Annotated in this window: 24 protein-coding genes; 10 read left to right on the top strand and 14 right to left on the bottom strand. The window is 69.7% G+C overall.

What is annotated here, in order from left to right; all coding sequences use genetic code 11:
* Window positions 1–7 precede the first annotated feature (7 nt).
* The 3 genes from EJ913_RS16525 to EJ913_RS16515 are packed head-to-tail and all read right to left on the bottom strand — an operon-like array spanning window position 8 to window position 1933.
* The gene (locus tag EJ913_RS16525; RefSeq protein WP_185909800.1) at window positions 8–334 is read right to left on the bottom strand and encodes a hypothetical protein; all 327 of its coding nucleotides are present in this window, start codon (window positions 332–334) and stop codon (window positions 8–10) included.
* Window positions 331–804 (bottom strand): PA2404 family protein, encoded by a 474-nt coding sequence (locus EJ913_RS16520; protein ID WP_126999795.1) that lies wholly within the window; start codon window positions 802–804, stop codon window positions 331–333. Before EJ913_RS16520 ends, EJ913_RS16525 begins: the two co-directional genes overlap by 4 nt.
* Entirely contained in the window at window positions 797–1933 is a 1137-nt protein-coding gene (locus EJ913_RS16515) for a PepSY-associated TM helix domain-containing protein (RefSeq protein ID WP_126999793.1), read from the bottom strand. Before EJ913_RS16515 ends, EJ913_RS16520 begins: the two co-directional genes overlap by 8 nt.
* A 475-nt stretch (window positions 1934–2408) precedes the next feature.
* Between EJ913_RS16515 and EJ913_RS16510 the strand changes: the two genes are divergently transcribed.
* The 6 genes from EJ913_RS16510 to EJ913_RS16485 all read left to right on the top strand — a co-directional run bounded on the left by EJ913_RS16510 (window position 2409) and on the right by EJ913_RS16485 (window position 8480).
* Window positions 2409–3071: a CoA transferase subunit A gene (locus tag EJ913_RS16510; RefSeq protein ID WP_126999791.1), complete on the top strand. Its 663-nt coding sequence runs from the start codon at window positions 2409–2411 to the stop codon at window positions 3069–3071.
* Entirely contained in the window at window positions 3064–3720 is a 657-nt protein-coding gene (locus EJ913_RS16505; RefSeq protein WP_126999789.1) for a 3-oxoacid CoA-transferase subunit B, read from the top strand. The genes EJ913_RS16510 and EJ913_RS16505 overlap by 8 nt, the downstream gene beginning before the upstream one ends.
* A gap of 73 nt (window positions 3721–3793) precedes the next feature.
* Window positions 3794–5179, top strand: coding sequence for a TIGR00366 family protein (locus EJ913_RS16500; RefSeq protein ID WP_126999787.1), 1386 nt, complete (start codon window positions 3794–3796; stop codon window positions 5177–5179).
* Between the two features lie 90 nt (window positions 5180–5269).
* Window positions 5270–6445 carry an acetyl-CoA C-acetyltransferase gene (locus EJ913_RS16495; RefSeq protein WP_126999785.1) on the top strand — a complete coding sequence of 392 codons (1176 nt, stop codon included), beginning with the start codon at window positions 5270–5272 and terminating at the stop codon, window positions 6443–6445.
* 71 nt (window positions 6446–6516) lie between these two features.
* Entirely contained in the window at window positions 6517–6753 is a 237-nt protein-coding gene (locus tag EJ913_RS16490; protein ID WP_126999783.1) for a hypothetical protein, read from the top strand.
* Between the two features lie 35 nt (window positions 6754–6788).
* A complete protein-coding gene (locus EJ913_RS16485; RefSeq protein WP_126999781.1) occupies window positions 6789–8480 on the top strand; it encodes a methyl-accepting chemotaxis protein in 1692 nt (563 codons plus the stop codon).
* A 13-nt stretch (window positions 8481–8493) separates the two neighbouring features.
* Here the strand turns inward: EJ913_RS16485 and EJ913_RS16480 are convergent, their stop codons facing one another.
* Entirely contained in the window at window positions 8494–9279 is a 786-nt protein-coding gene (locus EJ913_RS16480) for an SDR family oxidoreductase (RefSeq protein WP_126999780.1), read from the bottom strand.
* Between the two features lie 173 nt (window positions 9280–9452).
* Between EJ913_RS16480 and EJ913_RS16475 the strand changes: the two genes are divergently transcribed.
* The gene (locus EJ913_RS16475; RefSeq protein WP_126999778.1) at window positions 9453–11069 is read left to right on the top strand and encodes an acyl-CoA synthetase; all 1617 of its coding nucleotides are present in this window, start codon (window positions 9453–9455) and stop codon (window positions 11067–11069) included.
* Here EJ913_RS16475 and EJ913_RS31665 read toward each other — a convergent pair.
* The 6 genes from EJ913_RS31665 to EJ913_RS16450 all read right to left on the bottom strand — a co-directional run bounded on the left by EJ913_RS31665 (window position 11038) and on the right by EJ913_RS16450 (window position 15478).
* Entirely contained in the window at window positions 11038–11199 is a 162-nt protein-coding gene (locus tag EJ913_RS31665; RefSeq protein ID WP_185909799.1) for a hypothetical protein, read from the bottom strand. The two genes, EJ913_RS16475 and EJ913_RS31665, sit on opposite strands and share 32 nt — an antisense overlap.
* 162 nt (window positions 11200–11361) lie before the next feature.
* Window positions 11362–12090: a histidine phosphatase family protein gene (locus tag EJ913_RS16470; protein ID WP_126999776.1), complete on the bottom strand. Its 729-nt coding sequence runs from the start codon at window positions 12088–12090 to the stop codon at window positions 11362–11364.
* Window positions 12087–12455 carry a DUF6285 domain-containing protein gene (locus EJ913_RS16465; protein WP_126999774.1) on the bottom strand — a complete coding sequence of 123 codons (369 nt, stop codon included), beginning with the start codon at window positions 12453–12455 and terminating at the stop codon, window positions 12087–12089. Before EJ913_RS16465 ends, EJ913_RS16470 begins: the two co-directional genes overlap by 4 nt.
* On the bottom strand, window positions 12452–13498 hold the full coding sequence (locus EJ913_RS16460; RefSeq protein ID WP_126999772.1) for a phosphotransferase family protein: 1047 nt from the start codon (window positions 13496–13498) through the stop codon (window positions 12452–12454). The genes EJ913_RS16465 and EJ913_RS16460 overlap by 4 nt, the downstream gene beginning before the upstream one ends.
* Complete coding sequence (locus EJ913_RS16455; RefSeq protein ID WP_126999770.1) at window positions 13495–14691, bottom strand: acyl-CoA dehydrogenase family protein; 1197 nt, start codon at window positions 14689–14691, stop codon at window positions 13495–13497. The genes EJ913_RS16460 and EJ913_RS16455 overlap by 4 nt, the downstream gene beginning before the upstream one ends.
* Window positions 14692–14710: 19 nt before the next feature.
* Window positions 14711–15478, bottom strand: a complete 768-nt coding sequence (locus tag EJ913_RS16450; protein WP_126999768.1) for an SDR family NAD(P)-dependent oxidoreductase — start codon at window positions 15476–15478, stop codon at window positions 14711–14713.
* Window positions 15479–15606: 128 nt separating this feature from the next.
* On the opposite strand from EJ913_RS16450, the gene EJ913_RS16445 reads away from it, so the two are divergent.
* On the top strand, window positions 15607–16329 hold the full coding sequence (locus EJ913_RS16445) for a TetR/AcrR family transcriptional regulator (protein WP_244939383.1): 723 nt from the start codon (window positions 15607–15609) through the stop codon (window positions 16327–16329).
* A 97-nt stretch (window positions 16330–16426) separates the two neighbouring features.
* Here the strand turns inward: EJ913_RS16445 and EJ913_RS16440 are convergent, their stop codons facing one another.
* From EJ913_RS16440 to EJ913_RS16430, 3 genes are all read right to left on the bottom strand, one after another.
* Window positions 16427–18904 (bottom strand): TonB-dependent siderophore receptor, encoded by a 2478-nt coding sequence (locus EJ913_RS16440; protein ID WP_244939382.1) that lies wholly within the window; start codon window positions 18902–18904, stop codon window positions 16427–16429.
* A 106-nt stretch (window positions 18905–19010) separates the two neighbouring features.
* Window positions 19011–19988: a FecR family protein gene (locus EJ913_RS16435; protein ID WP_126999766.1), complete on the bottom strand. Its 978-nt coding sequence runs from the start codon at window positions 19986–19988 to the stop codon at window positions 19011–19013.
* Complete coding sequence (locus tag EJ913_RS16430; protein WP_126999764.1) at window positions 19988–20494, bottom strand: RNA polymerase sigma factor; 507 nt, start codon at window positions 20492–20494, stop codon at window positions 19988–19990. Before EJ913_RS16430 ends, EJ913_RS16435 begins: the two co-directional genes overlap by 1 nt.
* A gap of 271 nt (window positions 20495–20765) precedes the next feature.
* On the opposite strand from EJ913_RS16430, the gene EJ913_RS16425 reads away from it, so the two are divergent.
* Together EJ913_RS16425 and EJ913_RS16420 are read left to right on the top strand one after the other, a co-directional pair.
* Window positions 20766–21989 (top strand): efflux RND transporter periplasmic adaptor subunit, encoded by a 1224-nt coding sequence (locus EJ913_RS16425; RefSeq protein WP_126999762.1) that lies wholly within the window; start codon window positions 20766–20768, stop codon window positions 21987–21989.
* The gene (locus EJ913_RS16420) at window positions 21986–23932 is read left to right on the top strand and encodes a MacB family efflux pump subunit (RefSeq protein ID WP_244939381.1); all 1947 of its coding nucleotides are present in this window, start codon (window positions 21986–21988) and stop codon (window positions 23930–23932) included. Before EJ913_RS16425 ends, EJ913_RS16420 begins: the two co-directional genes overlap by 4 nt.
* A gap of 122 nt (window positions 23933–24054) precedes the next feature.
* Here the strand turns inward: EJ913_RS16420 and EJ913_RS16415 are convergent, their stop codons facing one another.
* On the bottom strand, window positions 24055–24918 hold the full coding sequence (locus tag EJ913_RS16415) for a hypothetical protein (protein WP_126999760.1): 864 nt from the start codon (window positions 24916–24918) through the stop codon (window positions 24055–24057).
* Window positions 24919–25194: the final 276 nt, after the last annotated feature.

Here is a 25194-nt window from a genome sequence, read left to right as displayed (position 1 = left end):
GGTTCCGCTATTTGATCGAAGTGTGCTCGACCTCGACCGTATGGCCGGGACCGGCGTCGAACAGGACGTAGAAATCCTGCGCGGGACGCGGGAAGGAGAGGGTGGAATCCTCCCCCAGCTTGCCCTTGACCAGGATCTGCTCGTCGTAGGCGATGACGTCGAGCACCACGCCCACCGCCTTCGACCCGTCGGAGAAGCCGCCGGTGCAGACCACCGTCTGGCCGTCCGCCATCCTGCATTCGCAGATCGGGTAGTGGGCCTGGGCCGTGGAGACGGTGAACAGCAGGGTGGACAGGGCCAGCCCCGCCGCCGGCACCAAAACGCGCGGACTCATCGCTTTCCTCCCAAGACCTCGGCCAGCGGCAGCGATGTCTGATGCACCGTGCCGGTCCAATCCTCCACCGTCAGCCACAGCTCCTCCGTTCCGGTCGGATTCGCGGGCATGGCCACCTCGGCCTCCCGTTCGTAGGGGTTGCCGAAGCCCAGCGCCCCGGCGGCGCGCAGATTGCGCGGCTTGCCCACCCGCAGGAAGACGCCGCGCACGCGGTCGAGGTCGGCGGGCTGGAGACGGATCGAGTAGTCCTTCACCAAATCTCCCGCCGGTCCCCGGTGGGGCGCTTGGTCGAAGGTGACCAGCGTGATCGGGAAGGGGCCGACGCTGACCGCCCGGTGGATCTCGGGCGGCGCGAAGATCGGTTTCGCGCTGAAATAGCCGGGCAGGAAGGGAAGCGGCACCAGCATCATCAGCGCGCTGAGGTGGAACTTGTTGCGCTGCCAAGCCTTGCTCGCCAGGAGCTTACGCATTGGACGAGCCCTCCGCCAGCTTGACGCGGCGCACCGCGTCCACGGTGGCGCGCGCCGTCCGCTTCACCCAGATCAGCATGCCGCTGAACACCAGGGTGGTCATGACCAAGCCGAAGACGAACCAGATCAGCTTGATCGGCAGGCCGCCGAAATCGCCGGTGTGCAGGGCGCGCATGATGGTGCGGGTCAGCTCGATGCCCGACGCGCCGTCCAGCCCGCCCTCCACCTTGATCACCGTCGCGGTGAAGGGGTTCAGCCGGATGAAGTCCGGCAGCAACGGCGTCTGGCCGCTGGAGCCGATCACCGACGCCGGGTCGTAGGCGGTTCCCGGCAGACCCAGGTAGCGCAGCCGCATGTCGGGCAGAGCGGCCGTGGCGGCGGCCAGGATGGCGTTCGGGTTCACCTTGGGCGGCGTCGCCGCCACCGGGATGTCCTCGCGCGCGACCAGCACCGGCGGCTTGCCGCCGCCCAGACCCATGCCGAGATGGATCAGGGCGAGGTAGATCAGGAACCACAGGCTGGTGACCGACATGATGGCGATGAACCAGATCGACCACGTCCCGGCGACGCGGTGCAAATCGCCCAGCATCACGCGCGGCGCCTGCCTCCAGCGGATGCGCGGCTGGTAGAAGGACTTCCAGAATTTCTTGTAGACCACCAGCCCGGTGATCAGCGAGCCCAGCAGCGGGATCGCCAGCAGGGTCACCAGATACCAGCCGACGGGGAAGGTCAGCAGCCAGCCGTGCAGGGCGCGGACGAACTGGCGGAACGAGTTGTTGCCGGACAGGCCCTGCACGACGCCGCTGACCGGGTTCACCCAGGCGGTGGCGAAGGTGCCGTCGGGCAGCGCTATCCGGGCGCCCACCGCCATGTGGGATCCGCCCCAGGTCAGCGAGGTCACCCGCGCGCCCGGCGTCGAGCCCTCGGCGGCGGCGATCAGCGCGCTGGGCGGCAGCGGCTCGCCCTCGCCCGACGCCCGCATCGAGGGATCGACCAGCCACATGATCTCGGTGCTGACCACGGCGATGGTGCCGGTCAGGCAGACGAAAAACAGAAACGCCCACAGGGGCATGGCCAACCAGGAATGCCACAGGAACCACAGCCGCGTCCGCGACTTGCCAGCGCTCATCTCATACTCTCCGGAAAGCGACCCGCGCCCTTCCTCCTTAGACGAACGGGAGGGGAGGGATCCGCAGCATAAAAATGCGAAGGCTTCTCATTCCCATCCGTTCGCGTCGAATCCGGGGACGACGGCGCCCACTGCGCAAACGTTTGCGCAGCACGCACAAAGTTGCGCACCCGCCCTCCGCCCATCCTTCACACCCGCCCCGCCGGATCGGCGCGTTTGCTGGATTTCTCCTTTTGGAACTACCCCTACGCCTTTTGGCACAACGCTTGCGTATGTGTGATCGACCCTCAGCGCTCCCACTCGGTCCAGCCAGAACGCCGACCGGCGCGGCGCCCCTGAGGTCTCAGCGCTACGAATCAACGAATGGGCGTCGGCGCCCAGCGACCGGTTGACGACCGGTGGAACGCGCGCCAATGCCACGGGATGTTGCGCGGACAGGCGTCCGCAGCACCCCGATGCCCAAGGGGGACGTCTAATGAGCAAAGTGCGAAAACTGGAAGAGGCCGTCGCGGCCATTCCCGATGGCGCCGTTCTGATGATCGGGGGCTTCATGGGCGTCGGCACGCCGCCCCGCCTGATCGCGGAGCTGCTGCGCCAGGGCAAGCGCGACCTGACCGTCATCTGCAACGACACCGCCCGCCCCACCGTGGGCATCGGCAGGCTGGTGGCCGCCAAGGCGGTCCGCAAGGTGATCGCCAGCCACATCGGCACCAACCCGGAAACCCAGCGCCAGATGATCGCCGGCGAGACCGAGGTCGAACTGGTCCCCCAGGGCACGCTGGCCGAACGCGTGCGCGCCGGCGGCTTCGGCCTGGGCGGCATTCTGACACCGACCGGCGTCGGCACCGTGGTGGAGGAGGGCAAGCAGCGGGTCGAGGTCGACGGCGTCGTCTACCTGCTGGAAAAGCCGCTGAAGGCCGACTTCGCGCTGATCGCGGCCAAGCGCGCCGATTACCTCGGCAACCTCGAATACGCGCTGACCGCGCGCAACTTCAACCCGCTGATGGCCATGGCGGCCGGAACGGTGATCGCGGAGGCCGAGGACATCGTGCCGGTCGGCGTCATCCCGCCGGATTCCGTCGTGACCCCGAACGTGCTGGTCGACTGCCTGGTCGCCAAGGAGCAACGCCATGGATGAGAAAACCCTGATCGCCAAGCGCGTCGCGCTGGAACTGCGGGCGGGCAATCTGGTGAACCTCGGCATCGGCCTGCCGACCATGGTGGCGGCGCATCTGCCGGCCGGCGTGAACGTGTTCTTCCAGTCGGAGAACGGCATCGTCGGCATGGCCCCGGTGCCGGAGGCCGGCGCGGAGAACTGGGACCTCAGCGACGCCGGCGGCAGCCCGATCGGCGCCGTGCCGGGCGCGGCGGCCTTCGACAGCGCCATGTCCTTCGGCCTGATCCGGGGCGGGCACCTCGACGTGACGGTGCTGGGCGGGTTGCAGGTGGACGAGGAGGGCCGGCTCGCCAACTGGATGGTGCCCGGCAGGATGGTGCCCGGCATGGGTGGCGCGATGGATCTGGTGTCGGGCGCCAAGCGCGTCATCGTCGCCATGCAGCACAGCGCCAAGGGCGAGCCGAAGATCGTCAAGCGCTGCGCCCTGCCGCTGACCTCGGTCCGCCGGGTCGATCTCATCGTCACCGACCTGGCGGTGATCGAGCCGACCGAGGCCGGTCTGGTCCTGAAGGAGACCGCGCCCGGCGTGTCCGTGGCCGACGTCCTGGCCGTGACCGGCGCCGAACTGATCGTCCCGGACAGCGTCCCGGAAATGCCGATCGGCGCCTGAACCGCAGTTTGACCGCACACGCCGCCCCCGCCCGCCGATCCAAATCGCGGCGGGGGACGGTTGGAGACCCGCCATGAGCGTCAGCGCAACCCCGAGACCGTCGCCCGGACCATCCTCCGACGAGGGCGCCCGTTTCAACCCGATCACCCCGATCTCCCGTGGCCTGACCTGGCTGGTCAGCCGCTACCTTCCCGATCCGCTGGTCTTCGCCATCCTGTTGACCGTGCTGACCTTCGTCCTGGCGTGGTGGCTGACGCCGAGCGGCCCGACCGACCTCGTGCAGATGTGGGGCGGCGGATTCTGGAACCTGCTGGCCTTCTCGATGCAGATGGCGCTGGTGCTGGTCACCGGCCACGCGCTGGCCAGCTCCGAGCCGATCCGCAAGGTGTTGGGGCGGGTGGCGTCGATCGCCAAGACCCCGGCCCAGGGCGTCATGCTGGTCTGCTTCGCCGCCGCCGTCACCAACATCGTCAATTGGGGCTTCGGCCTCGTCGTCGGCGCAATGTTCGCCCGCGAGGTCGCCCGCCGCGTGCCGAAATCGGATTACCGGCTGCTGATCGCCTCGGCCTACATCGGCTTCATGACGTGGCACGGCGGCTTCTCCGGCTCGGTGCCGCTGGTCGCCGCGACCAAGGGCAACCCGATGGAGAAGACGGTCGGGCTGATCCCGATCAACGACACCCTGTTCACCGGCTACAACATCGGCATCACGCTGGCGCTGATCGTCGTCCTGCCGCTGATCTGCTGGATGATGCACCCGAAGGCGAGCGACGTGGTGGCCGTCGATCCGGCGCTGCTGAAGCCGGAGGAATCGACCCGCCGCATCCTCGGCCCCGACGCCAGCCCGGCCGAACGTCTTGAGGAAAGCCGCATCCTGGGCTTCGTCGTCGGCGCCTTCGGTCTGGTCTACCTGTTCCTGTACTTCCGGGCCAAGGGCTTCGACCTCAACATCAACACCGTCAACCTGATCATGCTGATCGCCGGCGTCATCCTGCACGGCACGCCGATGGCCTACGCCCGCGCCGTCGCCAACGCCGCGCGCGGCACCGCCGGGATCATGGTCCAGTTCCCCTTCTACGCCGGCATCCAGATCATGATGGAGCATTCCGGCCTGGGCGGGCTGATCACCAACTGGTTCGTCGACATCGCCACCAAGGAGACCTTCCCGGTCCTCGCCTTCCTGTCCTCCGGCCTGATCAACTTCGCGGTGCCCTCGGGCGGCGGTCACTGGGTGGTGCAGGGTCCCTTCGTGATGCCCGCCGCGCAGCAGTTGGGCGTCGATTTGGGCAAGGCCGCCATGGCCATCGCCTACGGCGAGGAGTGGATGAACATGGCGCAACCCTTCTGGGCGCTGCCGGCGCTCGCCATCGCCGGGCTGGGGGTTCGCGACATCATGGGCTACTGCGCCACGGCGCTGATCCTGACGCTGCCGATCTTCCTGATAGGCCTCTACCTCTGACCGCTTCCTGAAGCCCCTTTCCCCTCGCGGGAGAGGGGCTTCGAGACTCCCGACCAATCCCAGAGAACCGAACGTTCCGGAGGAACCTCCATGACCGAGATCGTCATCGCCAGCGCCGTCCGCACACCCATCGGCGCCTTCAACGGCGGGCTGTCCGCCGTCGCCGCCCATGAGTTGGGCGCGGCGGTCATCCGCGAGGCCGTCGCCCGCGCCCACACCGACGCCGCCGAGGTCTCCGAAGTCATCCTGGGCCAAGTGCTGACCGCCGGCCAAGGTCAGAACCCCGCCCGTCAGGCCGCCGTCGCCGCCGGCATCCCGGTGGAGGCCACCGCCTTCGGCATCAACCAGGTCTGTGGCTCGGGCCTGCGCGCCGTGGCGCTCGGCCATCAGGCGATCCGCAACGGCGACGCCGAGGTGATGGTGGTCGGCGGGCAGGAGAGCATGAGCCTCTCGCCCCACCTGATGCACCTGCGCAGCGGCACCAAGATGGGGCCGGCGGAGATGCTGGACAGCATGATCAAGGACGGGCTGTGGGAGGCCTTCCACGGCTACCACATGGGCGTCACCGCCGAGAACGTCGCCCGCGCCTTCAACCTGACGCGCGAGCAGCAGGACCTCTTCGCGCTGGCCTCGCAGCAAAAGGCCGAGGCGGCGATCAAGGGCGGCCGCTTCACCGACGAGATCGTTCCCATCACCATCAAGGGCCGCAAGGGCGACACCGTGGTCGCCGCCGACGAGCATCCCAAGTTCGGCACCACGCTGGAGTCGCTGGCCAAGCTGCGCCCGGCCTTCGCCAAGGACGGCACGGTGACCGCCGGCAACGCGTCGGGCCTGAACGACGGCGCCGCCGCGTTGGTGCTGATGACGGCGGAGAACGCGGCGCGGCGCGGCCTGACCCCGTTGGCCCGCATCGCCTCCTGGGCGACGGCCGGCGTCGATCCGTCGATCATGGGCACCGGCCCGATCCCGGCCTCGCGGCTGGCGCTGAAGAAGGCCGGCTGGAGCGTGGACGACCTCGACCTGATCGAGGCGAACGAGGCTTTCGCTGCTCAGGCGCTGGCGGTCAACGCCGGGCTGGGCTGGGACCCGGCCAAGGTCAACGTCAACGGCGGCGCCATCGCGCTCGGCCACCCCATCGGCGCGTCGGGTGCCCGCGTGCTGGTCTCGCTGCTGCACGAGATGGGCAAGCGCGACGCCAGGAAGGGCCTCGCCACGCTCTGCATCGGCGGCGGCATGGGCGTCGCGCTCTGCGTCGCCCGCGACTGAGTCCCCCCAACGGCGCGGTCCGTTCCGGGCCGCGCCTTCCCTTTTCTGCTTCCCCATCAACGAGCGGTTCCATGCCACAGATCATCGAAATCCCCGTCACCCTGCGCGTCGTCATCGCCGATCCCGTCGACGGGACGCCGAGCGGTGCGGAGGCTGCCGCCATCGCCGCGCTCGCGGCCGAGCATTTCACCCATGTCAGCCACGCCCAGATCGCGGCCTTCAACGAGGTGAATCGCGTGCATCCGCAGGGAAAGGGCGTCGTCGAGGCGGTGACCAGCGTCGTGCATACCGCGGACCGCGCGGCTTGAGGCCGCCCAGTCCCTTGTGAGTTGGAGTTCGTAAAATGCGTTTATCGGAGCTGCCCTTACGCTGGCGTATCGGTTTCCTCGCCTCCCTGTCGATCATCGCGGCAGGGTTGGTGGCCGCCGTGGGCGGCTATTTCGTCAACCAGGCTCTGGTCGAGCAGCGCATGAACAGCGTGCGCTTCATCGCCGAGAGCGGCGCCAGCATCGCCGCGCGCTATCACAAGCTGGCGCAGGACGGCGCGATGAGCGAGGCGGAGGCGCAAGAGCGGGCCAAGACCGCCATCGGCGCCATCCGCTACGCCGACAACGAGTATCTCTGGGTCTGGACCTCGCAAATCATTGGCGTGATGCACGCCAACAGCCAGCTGATCGGCAAGAGCGGCGCCGAGATCCGCGACCGCAACGGGGTCTACGTGATCCGCGAGGCGGTTCGCGGCGCGCTGGCCCCGGTGCCGGAATTCGTCCATTACGAATGGCCGCGCCCCAACGCCCCCCAGGGGCCGACCTATGAGAAGCTCAGCTACTCGGTGCACTTCAAGCCGTGGGACTGGGTGATCGGCACCGGCGTCTACACCGACGACCTGAAATCCGCCTTTGCCGGCATGATGACGGTGTTCGGGCTGGTGGTGGCCGGTCTGTCTTCCGTTGCGCTGCTGCTCGGCTGGGCGGTGGCGCGCAGCGTCACGCTGCCGCTGTCGCGGGTCCACGCGGTGATGGTCCGGCTCGCCGACCACGACCTGGACGCCGAGGTGCCCGAGCGCGGGCGTCGCGACGAGATCGGCGGCATGGCCCGCACGCTGGAGGTCTTCAAGGAGAACATCGCCCGCAACGACGCCATGGAACGGCAGACCCGCGAGGCCGAGACCCGTGCCGCCAGCGAACGGCGCGCGGCGATGCTGGATCTGGCGGCCCGCTTCGAGGGCACGGTCGGCCGCATCGTCGACACCGTCGGCAGCGCCGCCACCGAGTTCCAGGTCTCGGCCACGCAGCTCTCCGGCGCCATCGAGCGGGTCGGCGGCGAATGCGCGGCCGGCGCCGCCGCGTCGGAGGAGGCCTCGGCCAACGTCCAGACCGTCGCCGCCGCGTCGGAGGAGATGTCCACCGCGATCCGCGAGCTGTCCAACCGCGTGGCGCGCGCCGCCGAGCGGTCCAAGGCGGCGGCGGCCGGGACCGAGCAGGCCCAGACGCAGCTCGACGCGCTGTCGGCGGCCATCGAGCAGGTGGACCAGATCGTGTCGGCCATCAACGCCGTCGCCTCGCAGACCAACCTGCTGGCACTGAACGCGACCATCGAGGCGGCCCGCGCGGGCGAGGCCGGCAAGGGCTTCGCGGTGGTGGCGCAGGAGGTGAAGAACCTCGCCAACCAGACCCACGCGATGACCGAGCAGATCGGCGCCCAGATCGGCGCGGTGAAGGCCGCCTCGGGCCGGACGGTGGAGGCGATGCGCGGCATCATCGGGCAGGTCGAGGAGATCGACCGCTCGACCGCCGAGATGGCCGCCTCGGTGGAGCAGCAGAGCGCCGCCACCGCTGAGATCAGCCGCAACGCCCAGCAGGCGGCGGTCGGCACCTCGGAGGTCGCGCGCAACGTCGACGGCATCCAGCGGGCCGAGCGCGAGACCAGCGCCGCGACCCATGGGGTGAAGCGCTCGGCCGACGGGCTTGCCGGTCAGGCCGTGCTGTTGAAGCGCGAGGTGGACGGCTTCCTGGCCGAGATCCGGGCGGCCTGATCCCGCCCGGCGTTTACATCTGGATGGTGGCGCCGCCGTCCACCACCAGGACGTGGCCGTTGACGTAGGAAGCCGCCGGGGACGCCAGGAACACGGCGGCCCCGGCGATCTCCGCCGGGCGGCCCCAGCGGCGCAGCGGGGTGCGCTCCTCGAAATAGGCCGAGGCGCGCGGGTCGGCGACCAGGGCGGCGTTGGTCTCGGTGGCGAAGAAGCCGGGGGCCACCGCGTTGCTGGTCAGGCCGACCGGCCCGTATTCGGCGGCCAGCGCCCGCACCATGCCGGTCAGGCCGGCCTTGGCGGCGGTGTAGACCGCGTCGTTGGCCTTGGCGATCTGCCCGGCGACGGAGGTCACGGCGATCAAGCGGCCTTCGCGCCGGGGCACCATCAGCCGCGCCGCCTCCCGCGCCAGTATCAGGCCCGAGGCGAGGTCGACGTCCAGCAGATGCCGGATCTCCTCGTTCGCGAACTCGGCCAGCGGCTTGCGGTTGCGCTGGCCGACGTTGAGGACCAGCACGTCGAGCTGTCCGTGCTCCCGCTCAATATGATCGAAGGCCTCGCGCACCGCCGCCGGGTCGGCCACGTCGAAGGGCAGGGCGGACGCCTTGCCGCCGGCCGCCGTGATGGCGTCGGCCTGCGCCCGCAAGGGTTCTGGGTTGCGGCCGTTGAGCAGGACATGGGCGCCGACGCCGCTCATCGCGCGGGCGATCTCCAGCCCCAGGCCACGGCCCGAGCCGGTCACCAGCGCGACCTTGCCGGCCAGGGAGAACATCGAGAGAGAGGGAAACGCTGAATCCGTCATGCCGCACCCGCCGGTCGCTGTGTTCGATCCGGCTGGGATCATACGGATTTCCGCAAGAAAATCATGGGGTATGCGTCGCGTCTTGCTCATTTCTTTCCAGCGCGCTACATCGGCGGCACGGACGGGCCGTCGATGCGGCGGCGTGAAATGAACGGATGTCAGCGGAGTTTCCCATGGATGCGTTGCCAAAACGGACGGCGAACCACGTTCCGCTGACTCCGCTCGATTTCCTGCGCCGCGCGGCCCAGGTCTACCCGGCCAAGACCGCCGTGGTGTACGGCGCGCTCCGCCGCAGCTACGCGGAGGTTTACGCCCGCGCCCGCGCGCTGGCCGCCGCCCTGACCGACGCCGGGGTGGCGCGGGGCGACCGTGTCTCGGTGATGCTGCCCAACACGCCGGCCATGCTGGAGGCGCATTTCGGCGTTCCGGGCTGCGGCGCCGTGCTGAACAGCATCAACACCCGGCTGGACGCCGCCACCGTCGCCTTCATCCTGGAGCACGCCGAGAGCAAGGTCCTGATCGTCGATCGCGGCTTCTCCGATGTGGTGCGCGCCGCCTTCGCCGCCGGGACGGCGCGGCCGCGCGTGGTCTGGGTCGACGACGAGGCCGCCCAGTCCGTCGAGCCGGTCGGCGAGCTTGAATACGAGGATTTCTTGGCGACCGGCGACGCCGAGCGTCCCTTCGTCATGCCGCAGGACGAGTGGGACGATCTCGCCCTGAACTACACGTCGGGCACCACCGGCAACCCGAAGGGCGTCGTCTATCACCATCGCGGCGGCCACATGAACGCTCTGGGCAACGCGCTGACCTTCGGGCTGGGGCCGCGCAGCGTCTATCTGTGGACGCTGCCGATGTTCCATTGCAACGGCTGGACCTACCCCTGGGCGGTGACGGCGGTCGGCGGCACCCATGTCTGCCTGCGGCAGGTCGACCCGGCGGCGATCTTCCGCCTGATCGCCGAGGAGAAGGTGACGCATCTCTGCGGCGCCCCGGTGGTGCTGACCATGCTGATCCACGCGCCTGATACGGCGAAACGGTCGTTCGAGCATGGGCCGGTGTCGGTGGCGACCGGCGGTGCCGCGCCGCCCAGCGCGGTGATCGACCAGATGGAGCGGCTGGGCTTCGCGGTGACCCATCTCTACGGCATGACCGAATGCTACGGCCCGGCCAGCGTCTGCGCGTGGCAGGACGAGTGGGCGGATCTCGATCTGGCCGAGCGCGCGGTGATGATGGCGCGGCAAGGCGTGGCGATGGTCACCATGTCGGAGCAGACCGTGCTCGACCCGGCGACCGGGCTTCCGGTGCCGGCCGACGGCGTGACGATGGGCGAGTTGGCCCTGCGCGGCAACACGGTGATGAAGGGTTATCTGAAGAACCCCGTCGCCACCGAGGAAGCGCTGCGCGACGGCTGGCTGCACACCGGCGACCTCGCGGTGCTGCACCCGGACGGCTATGTCGAGATCAAGGACCGGTCGAAGGACATCATCATCTCCGGCGGCGAGAACATCGCCTCGCTGGAGGTCGAGGAGATGTTGTACCGCCACCCCCACGTGATGGAGGCCGCCGTGGTGGCCCGCCCGGACGCCAAATGGGGCGAGACGCCCTGCGCCTTCGTCACCCTGAAGCCCGGTTCCGAGAGCGCGGTGACCGAGGCGGACATCCTCGCCTATTGCCGGGCGAACATGGCGCATTACAAGGTGCCGAGGACGGTGATCTTCGGGCCGCTGCCCAAGACCTCGACCGGCAAGATTCAGAAGTTCATGCTGCGCGATCAGGCGAAGGCGCTGTAGGGCGGCGCGGCTGTTCGGGGGCCGGCTGCCCGGCCATCACGCGGAACGCGGTGTGGGTGTCGAGGGCGTGGAGTTCGGCGTCAGGGGCCTCGGCGTCGGACAGGGCGACGCAGTCGTCGAAGGTCAGCATGGTGGTTTCCTTGGTTGTGGGGAAGTGGTCGGGCGGGTTGCCCCCTCCCCATCCCTCCCCCGCTTCGCGGGAGAGGGGGCAGGAGGCTTGCCAACGTTCGGCGGAGTTCCCTCTCCCGCCGCAGGCGGGGGAGGGTTAGGGAGGGGGCAAGCGCCCTCCGAACTAGTCCAGCGTCAGCACGGGCCGGAAGGCGATTTCCAGGCTGGTCTCGTGCAGGCCGTTCTTGGCAGGATTGCTAGGCGTGATGTTCACGGCGCGGATGAAGCGGCGGAGGATCCGCCCGTCCGCCACGTCGACGTCCAGGATGTTGACGCAGCCGTAATCCTGCTCGAACGCCGCCAGGGCGCCCAGCCCGGCCCCGCAGGCCCAGGCCATCAGCATGCGGTTCACCCCGTCATGGGCGAACAGCGCGAGATGCGTCCAGCCGGGCTCCAGCACCAGCCGCTCGATGCCCGCAAACACCCGGTCGCGCACGGCCGCGAAGCCGTCGCCCCCGGCGAAGCTGGCCCCCTCGGCCCCGGCCCCCTCGAAGCCGTAGACATAGGCGGCCTCACGCTCCGCGCGCGGGATCGTCGACAGCCGCCCGGCACGGATCTCCAGGAAGGCCGGATCGTCCTCCACCGTCAGGCCGCGCCCGGCGAGCGCCAGCTCGGCGGTCTGCCGCGTGCGGGCGAGGCCGGAGCAGACCACCCGGTCGAGCGGCACCCCGGCGAGCAACTCGCCGACCGCGCGGGCCTCCTCCCGGCCGCGTTCGGTCAGCTCCGCCAACTTCGGATTCAGCGGACGGCCCTCGGCGTCGTAATAGGCGACGTGGCCGTGGCGCATCAGGTAGAGGCGGCGGCGCGCCACCGTGCCGGCCAGGGGCGTGAAGGGGGGAGGGACGGCGCTCATCGCCCGGCCGCCAGCAGCTTCGGGTTGGACACGGCCATCCGTGCGCGGGTCAGGTCGAACAGCACCCGGCGCAGCGCCGCCTGCGGTTCGTCGTCGTCGAAGCGGCCTTCTCCGATGGCGGCGCACAGGCGCGGGGCCAAGGTGGAGAGATCGCCGGTCTCGCCCAGCAGTCCGCCGACGGCGGCGGCCAGCGCCGGTTCGGCCGAGGCGCCGGCGGCCAGTTCCCGCTCGGCGGTCGCCAGCGCGTTGGCGATCATCAGGGCGGTGAAGCGCTGTTCCGCCGGGACCAGCGGCAGGATCGTCTCGCGGAAGCTCCGCAACGCGATGGCGACGAGGTCGCGGGCGTCGGGTTCGTCGTTGATCATGGCTTGGCCCCCCACATCCCGGCCACGGCGTCGAGGTGCCGCAGCAGGTCGAGTTCGATTTCCGGCAGCATTCGCCCGGTCAGCGCCAGCTCCAGCGACGGTTCGGTGCCCGAGCTGTGGCGCATGCCCTGCTGGAGCGCCACGGTGGCCCAGCGCAGGTAGCCCGCCGTCTCCCAATAGGCGACCGCGCGCTCGTCCACCGTGCGTCCGGCGGTCTCTTCATAACCGGCGTAGAGGTCGGCGCGGTCGGCGATGCCGCCGGCCTCGCGGTCGTAGCGGCCGAAGCGCCAGCAGGCGGCGCAGAACCAGGCGAGGTCCTCCATCGGGTCGGACCAGCCGGCGAACTCCCAGTCGATGATGGCGGTCAGTTCGCCGTTCTCGACCATGTAGTTGCCGGTGCGGTAGTCGCGGTGGCACAGCACCAATTCGCCCGGCTCCGGCGCGTTGACCGTCAACCAGCGCAAGCCATAGGCCAGCACCGGGTCGGTGTCGGCGAAGCGGCCCATCCAGCCCCGGTAGTCGTTCACGCATTGCATCGCCGCGCTGGGGGCGGGCAGGGGCAGGAACTCCAGCCCCGGCGCCCCCGGCCGCACCTGATGGATGCGGCCGAGCTGCCGGCCGAGTTCACGCGCCAGCTCGCGCTGCGGCGCCTCGGTCTTGACCACCCGGAAACCGGCGGCGACGCCGCGCGCCCGGCGCATGATGTAGAAGGGCGCGCCGAGCAGCGCCGGATCGGCGCCGATGAACAGCGGCTCCGGCACCGTCGCCCCGGTGGCGAAGGCCAGCCGCAGGACGGCGGCCTCCTCCGCCTTGTCCAGGCTGGCCGAGACGCCCGAGGCCGAGCCGGTGCGCAGCACCGCCGCGTGAGTGCCGTCGAGCGGCCCGCCGTCGATCTCCAGGGTCACGCCGAGGTTCAGCGAGATCGCCCCGCCGCTGAGGCGCCCGTCGTCGGTCACGGTCACGCGGCGCGCGCCGGCTTGCGCCGTCAACCACGCCTCCAGCGCGGCCTTGCGGTCCGCGTCGAGGAAGGGCGCGCCGCTCACGCCCAGCTCCAGAAATCGTCGCCCTCGGCCAGATAGCTGCGGCTCAGCACCATCTTGTGGACCTCCGACGCGCCGTCGACCAGCTTGGCCTGACGGGCGTAGCGGTAGATCCACTCCAGCACCGTGTCCTTGGAATAGCCGCGCGCCCCGCAGAGCTGGATCGCCGTGTCCACCGCCTTGAACAGCGTGTCGGCGACCTGCACCTTGGCCATCGAGACCTCCTTGCGGGCGAAGCTGCCGTGGTCGAGCGCGTGCGCCGCCTTCATGGTCAGCAGGCGGCCGATCTCGATCTGCATCGCCGCCTCGCCCAGCATCCACTGCACGCCCTCGTGCTCGGCCAGCGGGATGCCGAAGCTCTCGCGCTCCTTCACGTAGGCGCCGGCGATCTCCAGGCTGCGCTTGGCGAGGCCCGTCCAGCGCATGCAGTGGGTCAGCCGCGCCGGGCCGAGCCGGATCTGCGTGACCTTCAGCCCGTCGCCGACCTTCATCAACACGTTCTCGTCGGGGATCTCCAGCCCGTCGAAGATCAGTTCGCAGTGGCCGCCATGCTCCTCCGGCCCCATGATCGGGATGCGGCGCTCGATGCGCCAGCCCGGCTGGTCCTTGTCGAACAGGAAGGCGGTCAGCCCCTTGCGCGTGTCGTCGGAGGTCCGCGCCATCAGGATGAAGTGCTGGGCGGCGTCGGCGCCGGTGATGAACCACTTGCGGCCGGTGATCACCCAGCGGTCGCCCTTGCGCTCCGCTTTCGTCCTCATCATGCCGGGGTCGGAGCCGCTGCCGGGGTTGGGCTCGGTCATCGCGAAGGCGCTGCGCACCTTGCCGTCGATGATCGGCTGCAGCCAGCGCTCCTTCTGCGCCTCGGTGCCGACCATGTTGAGCACGCGCATGTTGCCGTCGTCGGGCGCCGAGCCGTTGAAGCAGACCGGCCCGAAGATCGAGCGGTTCATCTCCTCGTAGCAGGCGGCGACGCCGACCAGAGGCAGGCCCTGGCCGCCGCGCTCCTTGGGCATCGACACCGCCCACAGCCCGGCGGCCTTGACCTTGGCGCGCAGGGCCTCCAGCGGGGCCTCGGCGATGTTCTCGTGCTCGTCCCAGTTGGCGCGGTCGGCCTCGACGGGCAGGATCTCCTGCTCGACGAAGGCGCGGACGCGGCGGCGGTAGTCTTCGAGTTCGGGCGGCAGCGTGAAGTCCATGGAATGCGTATCCTTGCGGCTAGAGCGAGGAAACCAGATGGCCGCCGTCGACGGCGAGCACCGACCCGGTCATGTAGGAGCCGGCGTCGGACGCCAGCAGCAGCAGCGGTCCGTCCAACTCGTGCAACTGGCCCAGCCGCCGCTGCGGGATGCGCTTGATCAGCGCCTTCCCGGCGTCGGACGCGAAGAAATCCTGGTTGAGGTCGGTTTCCAGATAGCCGGGGCACAGCGCGTTGACCCGGATGTTGTGGCGGGCCAACTCCAGCGCGACGACCTTGGTCATGTGGACCAGCCCGCCCTTGGAGGAGACGTAGGAGGAGATGCCGCCGGCGACGCGGATCCCCAGGATCGAGGCGATGTTGACGATGCTGCCGCCCTTGCCGCCGTCGCGCATGCGCCGCGCCACCGCGCGGGCGACCCGCGCGCAGCCGGTCAGGTTGGTGTCGATGACCCGGTCCCAGTCCTCATCGTCCATGTCGAGGAAGGAGCGGCTGACGGTGATCCCGGCGTTGTTGACCAGGATGTCGATCCCGCCCAGCGCGTCCGCCGCCTCCGCCACCGCGTTCTGCACCGAGGCGGTGTCGGTGACGTCCATCGCCACGGCGACGGCGCTGCCACCGGCCGCCTCGATGGTGGCCTTGGTCTCGGCCAGCGCGTCGGCCCGGCGGGCGGCCAGCGCCACGCGGACGCCGGCCTTCGCCAGCGTGATGGCGAAATGGCGGCCCAGCCCCCCGGACGCGCCGGTGACCAGTGCCGACCGGCCCGTGATGTCCATGCTGGCGCTCATGCGTCCTCCCCTGGAAAGGCGTCCGCTTGACGCGGAACAAAAAACGAGCGAACGCTCGATATATACAGCCGAGCGGTCTCGCGCACAACGATGATTCGTGCTACGGAGCTTTTTGCAAGGAAGGGCGCATGGGCGGTTCGATGGGCGGTTTGCAAGAGTTCCAGTCACGCGTCGATCTGTCGATGGAGGCGCTCTGCGCCCGCATCCTGGAGCGCCACGCCGCGACCATCCGGGTGAAGAAGCCGGCGGTCGCCATCGCCAATCTGGCGCGCATCGTCGACACGACGCTGACGCTGGCCAACCGCAAGGGCTTCCATTCGATGAGCCTGCGCGATCTGGCCGAGCAGTCGGGGTTGAGCATGGGGGCGCTCTACGCCTATTTCGACGGCAAGGACACGCTGCTGATGATGATCCTGGGGCAGGTCGTCGGCGTCGTGGAGGAGGTGCTGGGCCACCCGCCGGAGGAGCTGGTCGAGGACCCGGTCGGCCGGCTGCGCTGGCTGCTGGAGACGCACCTCTACCTGACCGAGACGATGCACCCGTGGTTCGTCTTCGCCTACATGGAGGCCAAGGCGTTCTCCAAGGAGGGCCGCGACCTCGCCGTGACCAGCGAGCTGGCGACCGAGCGGCTGATGGCGGACGCGCTGGCCGACGGCGTGCGGCGCGGCCTGTTCACGGTGCCGGACGTGGAGATGACGGCGGCGCTGATCAAGCCGCTGTTGCAGGACTGGTACGTGAAGCGTGGCAAATACGCCCGGCGCGGCGTGACGCCGGAACGCTACGCCCAGTCGGTGATGGGTTTCGTCGAGGCCGCCATCGGTTTGCGGCAGACGGTGGCGGGAGGCGTCTGATCGTGCCCCCGGTGGGGCGTGGGAAAGAACAAGATCTCCGTCAAGCCCCTCTCCCGCAAGGGGGAGAGGGGGCTCCCGGTCCGCTTGCGGAACTCCCTTACCAGCTGGCCTTGAGGGACAGCAGGACGTTGCGCGGTTCGCCGTAGTAGCCGTTGTTCTGGATGCTGGTCAGGTACTTCTTGTCGAACAGGTTGTTGAGGTTCAGCGTGGCCGCCACCTTCTCGGTGACCTGATAGCGCGCCATCAGGTCGACCACGGCGTAGCCGTCCTGTTCGTAACGGGTGCGGCCGGTGCCGTTGTGGATGCCGCCGTCCCACTTGACGTTGCCGCCGAGGGTCAGGCGGTCGAGCGCGCCCGGCAGGCGGTAGGTGGTGAACAGCTTGAACGAATCCTTCGGCACGTAGGTCAGCAGTTGCTGGCCGCTGGCGTCCTTGACCTTGGTGTGGCTGTAGCCGCCGCCGATCTGCCAGCCCTCCAGAACCTCGCCGGACACCTCCAGCTCGAAGCCCTTGCTCTTGGCGCCCTTGGCGGCCTTGTAGGCCTGCCCGCCGTCGGGGGTGAAGCGGCCGGTGTCGATGACCGCCAGATTGTCCTGCTGGATCAGGAACACCGCCGCGCTGGCGTTCATCCGGCCGCCGAAGAACTCGGCCTTGACGCCGGCCTCGTAGGCGTCGCCGTCGATCGGGTCGAGGGTTTGGCCGCTGACGTCCTTGTAGTCCTGCGGCTTGAAGATGCTGGTGTAGCTGCCGTAGACCGACCAGATGTCGCTCAGGTCGTAGACGGCGCCGGCGTAGGGCGTGACCACCCCGTTCTTCGAGCGTTTCTTGAAGGTCCCCGCCACGCCATTGGCGTGGGTCTCCTCGCTCTGCTCCCAGCGGCTGACGCGGCTGCCCAGGATGACGGACAGGTCGTCGGTCGGCTTCAGCCGGGTCGCGGCGTAGGCGGCCATCTGGCGTTCGTTGGTCTGCGACCAGCCGGTCGGGTTCAGTGTCGGCTGGGCGATGTTGCCGTTCCAGGTGAAGTAATTGGGAATGTTGTAGTTGTAGCCGGTCAGGTACCAGAGCGGGTAGTCCAGCCCGCTGCGCTTGGCGTAATAGCCGCTGACGCCGGCCATCACCTCGTGGCGCCGCCCGAACAGCTCGAACGGGCCGGTCACGTCGGCGCTGACCGAGGTCTGCTGCAGGTTCGAGTTCCAGCGGCCGGGCCAGATGCCCATGCCGGTGCCGTCGCGGTTCAGGCTGCCGCGCACGCCGTAGCCCATCAACCCGTCATACTCGCGGTTGCTGTGCTCGACGTTCAGCGTCGCCGTCCAGCCGTCGCCGAAGCGGTGCTTCAGCTCGCTGAAGACGGTCAGGTTGTCGTGCATGAAATACGCCCAGTTGGCGCCGCTGTTGTAGGAGCGGGAGAAATCGGTCTTCGTCCCGTCCGCGTAGAACAGCGGAAAGCCGGCACGCGAGGCCTCGTCGGACTTGTGCTTCTGGTACTCCACCCCGACCGTCCAGGTCGTATCCTCGGTGAGGTCGGCTTCCAGCACGCCGTAGAGCACCTTCTTGCGCTCGTGCAGGCGGTCGATGAAGGTGTCGTTGTCCTGGTAGGCGCCGACGACGCGGCCGCGCAGACGGCCGTTCTCGACCAGCGGGCCGGACAGATCGGCCTCGCCGCGGTAGCGGTCCCAGGAACCGACCTGCCCCTCGATGGTGCCCTGGACGGTGGAGGTCGGACGCTTGCGGACGAGGTTGACCGAGGCGGAGGGGTCGCCGACCCCGTTCATCAGGCCCGACGCCCCGCGCACCACCTCGACGCGGTCGAACACCGCCATGTCGGAGATGGAGTCGCCGAAGCCGTACACGGTTGAGCGCGGCGTGCCGTTGACCTGGAAGTTCTTGACCTCGAAGCCGCGCGCGTAGATTTCGGATCCGTCGCTGCCGAGCGCGCCGGACTGCATCCGCGTCACGCCGACCGTCTGGTCGAGCACGTCGCGGATCTCGTTCAGGCCCTGGTCCTCCATGCGCTGGCGGGTCATGACGCTGACCGACTGCGGCGTCTCGCGCGGCGTCAGGGTCAGCTTGGTGGCGCTGGCGGTCGTGCTGGCGGCGTAGGAGCCGGTGCCCTCGGTGCGGCCGGCGTCACGGCTGCTGGAGCCTTGCACCGTCACCGGGTCGAGCACCGTGGCGCCCGCCGCCACCGGCTTTTCCAGGGTCACGGTGCCCCCGTCCACGAAGCGCGCGGTCAGCCCCGTGCCCGACAGCAGGCGGATCAGCGCCTCGCGGTGGGTCAGGGTGCCGGTCACGCCGGGCGAGGCTACGCCGCGCGCCATCTCGGCGGCGTACAGGATCTGGAGGCCGCTGGCCTGTCCGAAGGCGGCGAGCGCGCCCGACAGCGGCCCGGCGGGAATGGCAAAGCTGACGGTTCCGGCCGCCTGCGCCACCGGCTGGCTGTCGGCGGGCTGGGCCGCCGAGACCGTCGCCGGCACCGCGCACAGCATGGTCGTCGTCAACAGGACCGCCGAAAGCGCCGGCCTCCACTGGCTTCGCGGTCCCCCGACCGAACGCGCCGCTTCATCGAACATCGCCATGACCCCCGTCGTGCGAATAAGTATTATTTGCCGATTGGCGAAGTCAGGACGACGGCCGAAGGGTGCCCCCTCACCCCTTCCGGATAAAAAATCCTTCAGATTTGAATTATGCCGAATGGAGGAGGACCAGATAGGGCGAAAGTTGTACCGTCCGCACGGGCAGCGTGCGGGTGATCGCTTTCAGCGCCGCGTCGGGGCGGGCGATGTCCACGCTCCCCTCGACCCGCAGCCCGGCGATGGAGTCGTCCCACAGCAGGATGTGGGCGGGGTGGTAGCGGTTGAGGTCGGCGACCACCGTCTCCAGCCGCTGGTCCTGGAAGACCAGCCGGCCTTGGCGCCACGCTGTTTCCATCGCCACGCCGCCGTCGATCGGCGGGCGCAGGCCATCGGCGCAATAGGGCCGGCACTGCCCGGCCGTCAGCCGTTCCGGCGCCCCGTCGTTCACCGAGAGGGCGAGCGTCCCGTCCTCCACCGCCACCACGGCGCCGTCCGGCCGTCGGTGCACGACGAAGACCGCCTTCGAGGTCTCCAGAACGCCGTTGGCGCTGGACACCACGAAGGGCCGCGCGGAATCCGGGGCGACGACGAAGCGCGCCCGCCCCGCCGTCAGGGCCACGCGGCGTTCGCCTTCCGAAACCTCCATGGTGAGCGCGCTGCCGGCGTCCATCTCGATGGTCGAGCCGTCGGTGAGCGCCAGCGTGCGGCGCTCGCCGGTGCCCGACCGCACCGTGTTCCGCCATGTCGGCAGCACCGTGACGGCGGCCAGCGCGGCGGCGCAGGCGACCCCGCCGGTCAGGATGCGGCGGCGGGACAGGACGGGGGATGTTGTCGGTTTCGGGGCGCGCCGGACCGGTTTGGTCCGGCGCGGGTCGGGGAGGGCGCCGATGTCGGTCCATAAACCGGCGAGCCGGTCGTATTCCCGCCGGTGACTCGGATCGCGCGCCAGCCAGTCCTCGAAGGCCGCCCGCTCCGCCGGGGACAGGGCCGTGTCGGCGTCCCCCGACTGCCGACGGACGAACCACGCCAGCGCCTCCTCGCGCACGGCGTCGCCGTTCGAGACCGGTCTGTCGCCGTTCCGATCCATCACGCCGCCAGCCGGTCGCGGCAATGGGCCAAAGCCTTCATGACATGCTTCTCCACCATGCTGCGCGAGATGCCCAGATGCGCGGCGATGTCGGCATGGCTCATTCCGTCGAATTTGTGAAGCACAAACACTTCCCGGCAGCGCGGCGGCAACTCGTCCAGTGCGCGGGACAGGCAATCGAGCCGTTGCTTGTGCTCCAGCGTCGCCTCCGCGTCGGGTTCGTCGAGCGGGCGCTCCAGCCCGAGTTCCTCCGGGGCGAAGCGCTTGCCCATCCGCGTCTCCGCCCGGATGCGGTCGAGCGCGATGTTGTCGGCCATGCGGAACAGGTAGGAGCGCGGGTTGTCGATCTCCGGCAGCGCGCCCAGGCTGCGCAGGCGCAGGTAGGTGTCCTGCACGACGTCCTCGGCCAGGCACAGCGAGCCGAGACGGCGGGCCAGATGGCCGGTCATCTCCTCGTAATGGGCGATCAGCAACCGCAGCAGGGAAGACCGGTCTCTTTCGGCCATGACGACGACAACACCCGTTCCAGCGATCCGACGAGATCCATACCTAGCGAAGAATAAGAATGATTCGCAATCTCGTTTTGACGGCGCGGAATTATCTTTTCAAACCGGGGTGAGGGAGTGGGGGGCGCCGTTCGTCTCTTGAACAGGGGTGATGCGCCCGATCGCCGTGGTCGCCGGAAAAACCATTCCCTGCACGCGGTTGTTGAGGCTGGCGCCTTTCCCAAACGTCCTGAATGCGGAAGACCGCGCTTCGAGGACACCGACCACCGCCATGACCAGACCGCCATCCACCGTCCGCTCCAGCGTTCGCTTCCGCCGCCGAGCGCTCCTTGTCGTCGCGATTCTCGGGGCCGGCTTCGCCTCCGCCGCGCTGTGGCGCCCCGCCGACCCGCTGGCCTCCGCCGAGTTGGCTCGGATCGGCCGGGGAACGGTCGAGGACACCGTGACGGCGCTCGGCAAGCTTCAGCCGCGCGCCTACGTCGACGTCGGCGCGCAGGTCTCGGGGCAACTGATGAAGCTGCACGTCGCGGTCGGGCAGAGCGTGCGCGAGGGCGACCCGCTGGCGGAGATCGACCCGGCCCTGCAACGCGCCAAGGTGGAGGCCGGCAGCGCCGAGTTGGCCCGGCTGCGGGCGCAGCTGGCCGAGCAGCGCGCGCGCGCCGACTTCGCCCGCGCCCAGTTTGTCCGCCAGACCGAACTGCGCCGGGTCCAGGCGTCGCGCGGCGAGGCCTACGACCAGGCCCGGATGGAGACGCGGACCGCCGAGGCCCAGGTCGAGGCGATCCACGCGCAGATCCGCCAGACGGAATCGACCCTGCGGGCGGACGAGGCGCAACTCGGCTACACGCGCATCGCGGCGCCGATGTCGGGCACGCTGATATCGGTGGACGCGCGCCAGGGGCAGACGATCAACTCGACCTACGAGGCGCCGGTCCTGATGCGGATCGCCGATCTGTCGGCGATGACCGTGTGGACCCAGGTGTCGGAGGCCGACGTGACCCGCCTGCGCGAGGGCATGCCGCTCTACTTCACCACGCTCGGCCATCCCGGCCGGCGCTGGGCCGGACGGCTGCGCCAACTGCTTCCGGCGCCGCCCAAGCCGGCGGCGGCCGGCGGGGCGTCGGCGGGCGGATCGGGCGGGGCGGGGGGCGGCGCGGCCAGCACGGTCGTGCTCTACACCGCGCTGTTCGAGGTGGACAATTCCGGGGGCGACCTGCGGCCGGAGATGACCGCGCAGGTCTTCTTCGTCGCGGCCGAGGCGAAGAACGTCCTGACCGTTCCCATCGCCGCCTTGGGCACGAAGGCGGAAAAAGGAGACACCCACGACGTCACCGTCGTCGCGGCCGGCGGCGCGCTCGACACCCGCCGGGTGCGCACCGGCGTGCGCGACCGCTTCAACGCCGAGGTGCTGGGCGGCTTGGCCGAGGGCGACCGGATCGTCGTGAGCTGGAAGACCGACGACGGCCGTCCACCGCGCGTGGGGTTCCGGCTGTGACGGGCGGCCCCGCCGAACCCCTGCTCCGCCTGACCGGCATCCGCAAGACCTACGTCACCGACGGCGGCGTCGCGGTGGAGGTGCTGCGTGGAGTCTCGCTGACGGTGGAGGCCGGCGAGTTCATCGCCATCGTCGGCAGCTCCGGGTCAGGGAAATCGACCTTGATGAACATCCTGGGCTGCCTCGACCGCCCGACCGCCGGCCAGTACCACGTCGGTGGGCGGGACGTGTCGGGGCTCGGCGGCGACGAGCTGGCGGCGCTGCGCTGTGACGGGTTCGGTTTTGTCTTCCAGCACTACCACCTGATCCCCGGCGCCACGGCGCAGGAGAACGTCGAGATGCCGGCCCGCTACGCCGGGCTTCCCGCCGCGCTGCGCGAACGCCGCGCCGGCGAGTTGCTGGAGCGGCTGGGGCTGGGCGGGCGGCGCGGCCACCGTCCCAACCAGATGTCGGGCGGCCAGCAGCAGCGGGTGTCCATCGCGCGCGCCCTGATGAACGGCGCCCCGGTCATCCTGGCCGACGAGCCGACCGGCGCGCTCGACAGCGCCAGCGGGACGGAGGTCGTGACCCTGCTGCGCGAGCTGTCGGCGCAGGGCCACACCGTCATCCTCATCACCCATGACCGCAGCGTCGCCCAGGCGGCCGACCGCGTCGTCGAGATGCGCGACGGCGTCATCGTTGCCGACAGCGGCGCGCGGCCCCGCCCCGCCGCCGTGCCCGCGCCGCAACCCAAGCACGTCCGAGCCGGGGTGGCGCTGCTGACCGACGCGGCCGAGGCGGCCACGGCGGCGGTCCGCTCCCTGACCGCCAACGGTTTCCGCACGGCGCTGACCCTGCTGGGGATCGTCATCGGGGTGGCGTCGGTCATCGCGCTGCTGGCCATCGGCGAGGGGGCCAAGCGGGTGGTGATGGCCAAGGTCGGGGCGCTTGGCGTCAACCTGATCTACGTGATGGCGGGCAGCGGCGACCCGCGCCTGCCGACCACGCCCTTGACCGAGGCGGACGGCGACGCCATCGCCGAGCTGCCCAACATCGAAAGCGTCATGCCGTATCTCGACACCGGGATCATCGTCCGCCACGGCAACATCGACCACCGCACCAGTGGGCTGGCGACCTCCGCCGCGCTGCCGGTCACCCACAAATGGCCGGTGGCCCAGGGCTCCTTCTTCACCCGCGCCGACGAGCGGGCCGGGGCTGCGGTCGCCGTGCTGGGGCACAACGTGACGAAGCGGCTGTTTCCGGACGGCGCGTCGCCGCTCGGACGCCACGTGCTGGTCAACAATATCCCCTTCCTGGTGACGGGCGTGATGGCGAAGAAGGGCGACCTGACCGGCAACCAGGACACCGACGACTGGGTGTTCATCCCCTTGTCCACCGGCGTGCAGCGCCTGATCGGCAAGCCGGAACTGCCGCTGATCGTGGTTTCCGTCCACGACGTGGCGCGGCTGGAGCGGACCCGCGACGCCATCCGCACCCTGCTGACGGAGCGTCACCGGCAGGAGGATTTCCAGATCCGCGACGTGACCGGGCGCATCCGCGCGGCGACCGAGACGCAGGACACCATGACCCTGCTGCTGGGTTGCGCGGCGGTGATCACGCTGCTGGTCGGCGGCATCGGGGTGATGAACATCATGCTGGTCAGCGTCACCGAACGGACCCGCGAGATCGGCATCCGCATGGCGGCCGGTGCCCGCGCGCGGGACATCGAGCGGCAGTTCCTGATGGAGGCCGCCCTGGTGTCGGGGCTGGGCGGGGTGGCGGGCACCGTCCTGGGCGTGCTGAGCGGCGCCGCCATCGGTGTGCTCGCCATGCCGGTGACCTTCTCCGCGACGGCGAGCGCGGGGGCGGTGGCGTCCGCCGTGCTGGTCGGGCTGATCTTCGGCGTCATCCCGGCCCGCCGCGCCGCCAAGCTGAACCCGGTGGCGGCGCTGTCGAGCGAGTGAAGGGGGTGATTCCGGATTTGCGTATTTCCACGATAGAAAAAGCCCCGAACCGCACAAGCGGAACGGGGCTTTTTAAAGCAACGGGCCACAAACTGGCCCGCCGTGACTTGCAAACGGCGTCGTTACTGTGGACGCCGCGAGGCACGATGCGCGGGGATCGGAATCGGGCGGATCGCCTGTTCCTCGCGCCGGCTGGCCGACATGTCGATCTCGATGCGGGCGAGCGCCTTGCGAAGCTCGTGCACCGTGTCCGACAGGGACTGGATGGTCCCTTCGCTGGGCTGCTGGCGCCAACCGCGATAGGCGGTGATGCAGGCCTTGGCGGTATCGCGCAGGCGACCCTCCACGGCATCGACCGGCGGGGTCGGCTGGCCGGCGGTCGTGCGGGGCGCGCCGTCCACCGGAGCCGCTGGGGCGACCGGAGTTGCCGGAGCCGCCGCGACCGGCTGGGGTGCGGGCTGCGGCGCCGGCTGGGGGGCCGGTTCCGGACGGTTGAGCCGCAGGGTTTCCGTGGGGGCCGGAGCCGCCGGAGCGGTGGTCGCCGCCTCGGCCGGCTGGGCGTCGGCGACCGGTTCCGTGCGGGGCGCGCGGGTCAGCGTGCCGCGCGGGGCGGCGGCGCGGGCCGGACGGGCGTCCCGGCGCGGCTCGGCGGCCGGCGTCTCGGCGGCGGCCGTTTCGGCCACCGGGGCTTCCACCACCGGAGTCGCAACCGGAGCCGCTTCGGGCGGTGCCGCGTCGACCGTTTCGGGCTGCGCCGGGGTGGTTTCGCCGACGTCGGCGCCGACGCTCAGTTCACCCTGACCGCTGGCGGCTTCCGCCTTTTTGATGATGTAGGAGATCGCGCTCGGCGTGCATTCGAACTCTCGGGCGATCGCCGACAACGTGACGCCGCCGTGGTAGCGTTCAAGGATTTGCGGCCACGCCGACTGAGGGATGCGCCCGCGCTTCTTGGGAGACTCCGGTTCGCTCCCGGTTTCTGCGTTCATTATATCGCTCGGTTGCCAAAGTGAATTTTGAGTCATTCGTCAGCATGTTGGGCCGGATTTCGCGCTTCCGACACAAGACCACGCAGGCGCGTGCGTCAGCATCATCGGGCTTCACGCTGGCGGGCGATGTTTTCGGTACACATGACTATCGGAAACTCTCCCCCAAAATGCCAGCATAACTTTGCAACGAATCGCGAATTTGTTGTTCCGCTGTCGCTGGATGCGGCGGGGGTAGCCCTGTGCGACTCCGATGCGCTTTTAAAAACCGGCGGTGGC

It is taken from the genome of Azospirillum doebereinerae (assembly GCF_003989665.1).
GTDB lineage: Bacteria > Pseudomonadota > Alphaproteobacteria > Azospirillales > Azospirillaceae > Azospirillum > Azospirillum doebereinerae.
This window is presented reverse-complemented; position numbering and strand designations above follow the sequence as displayed.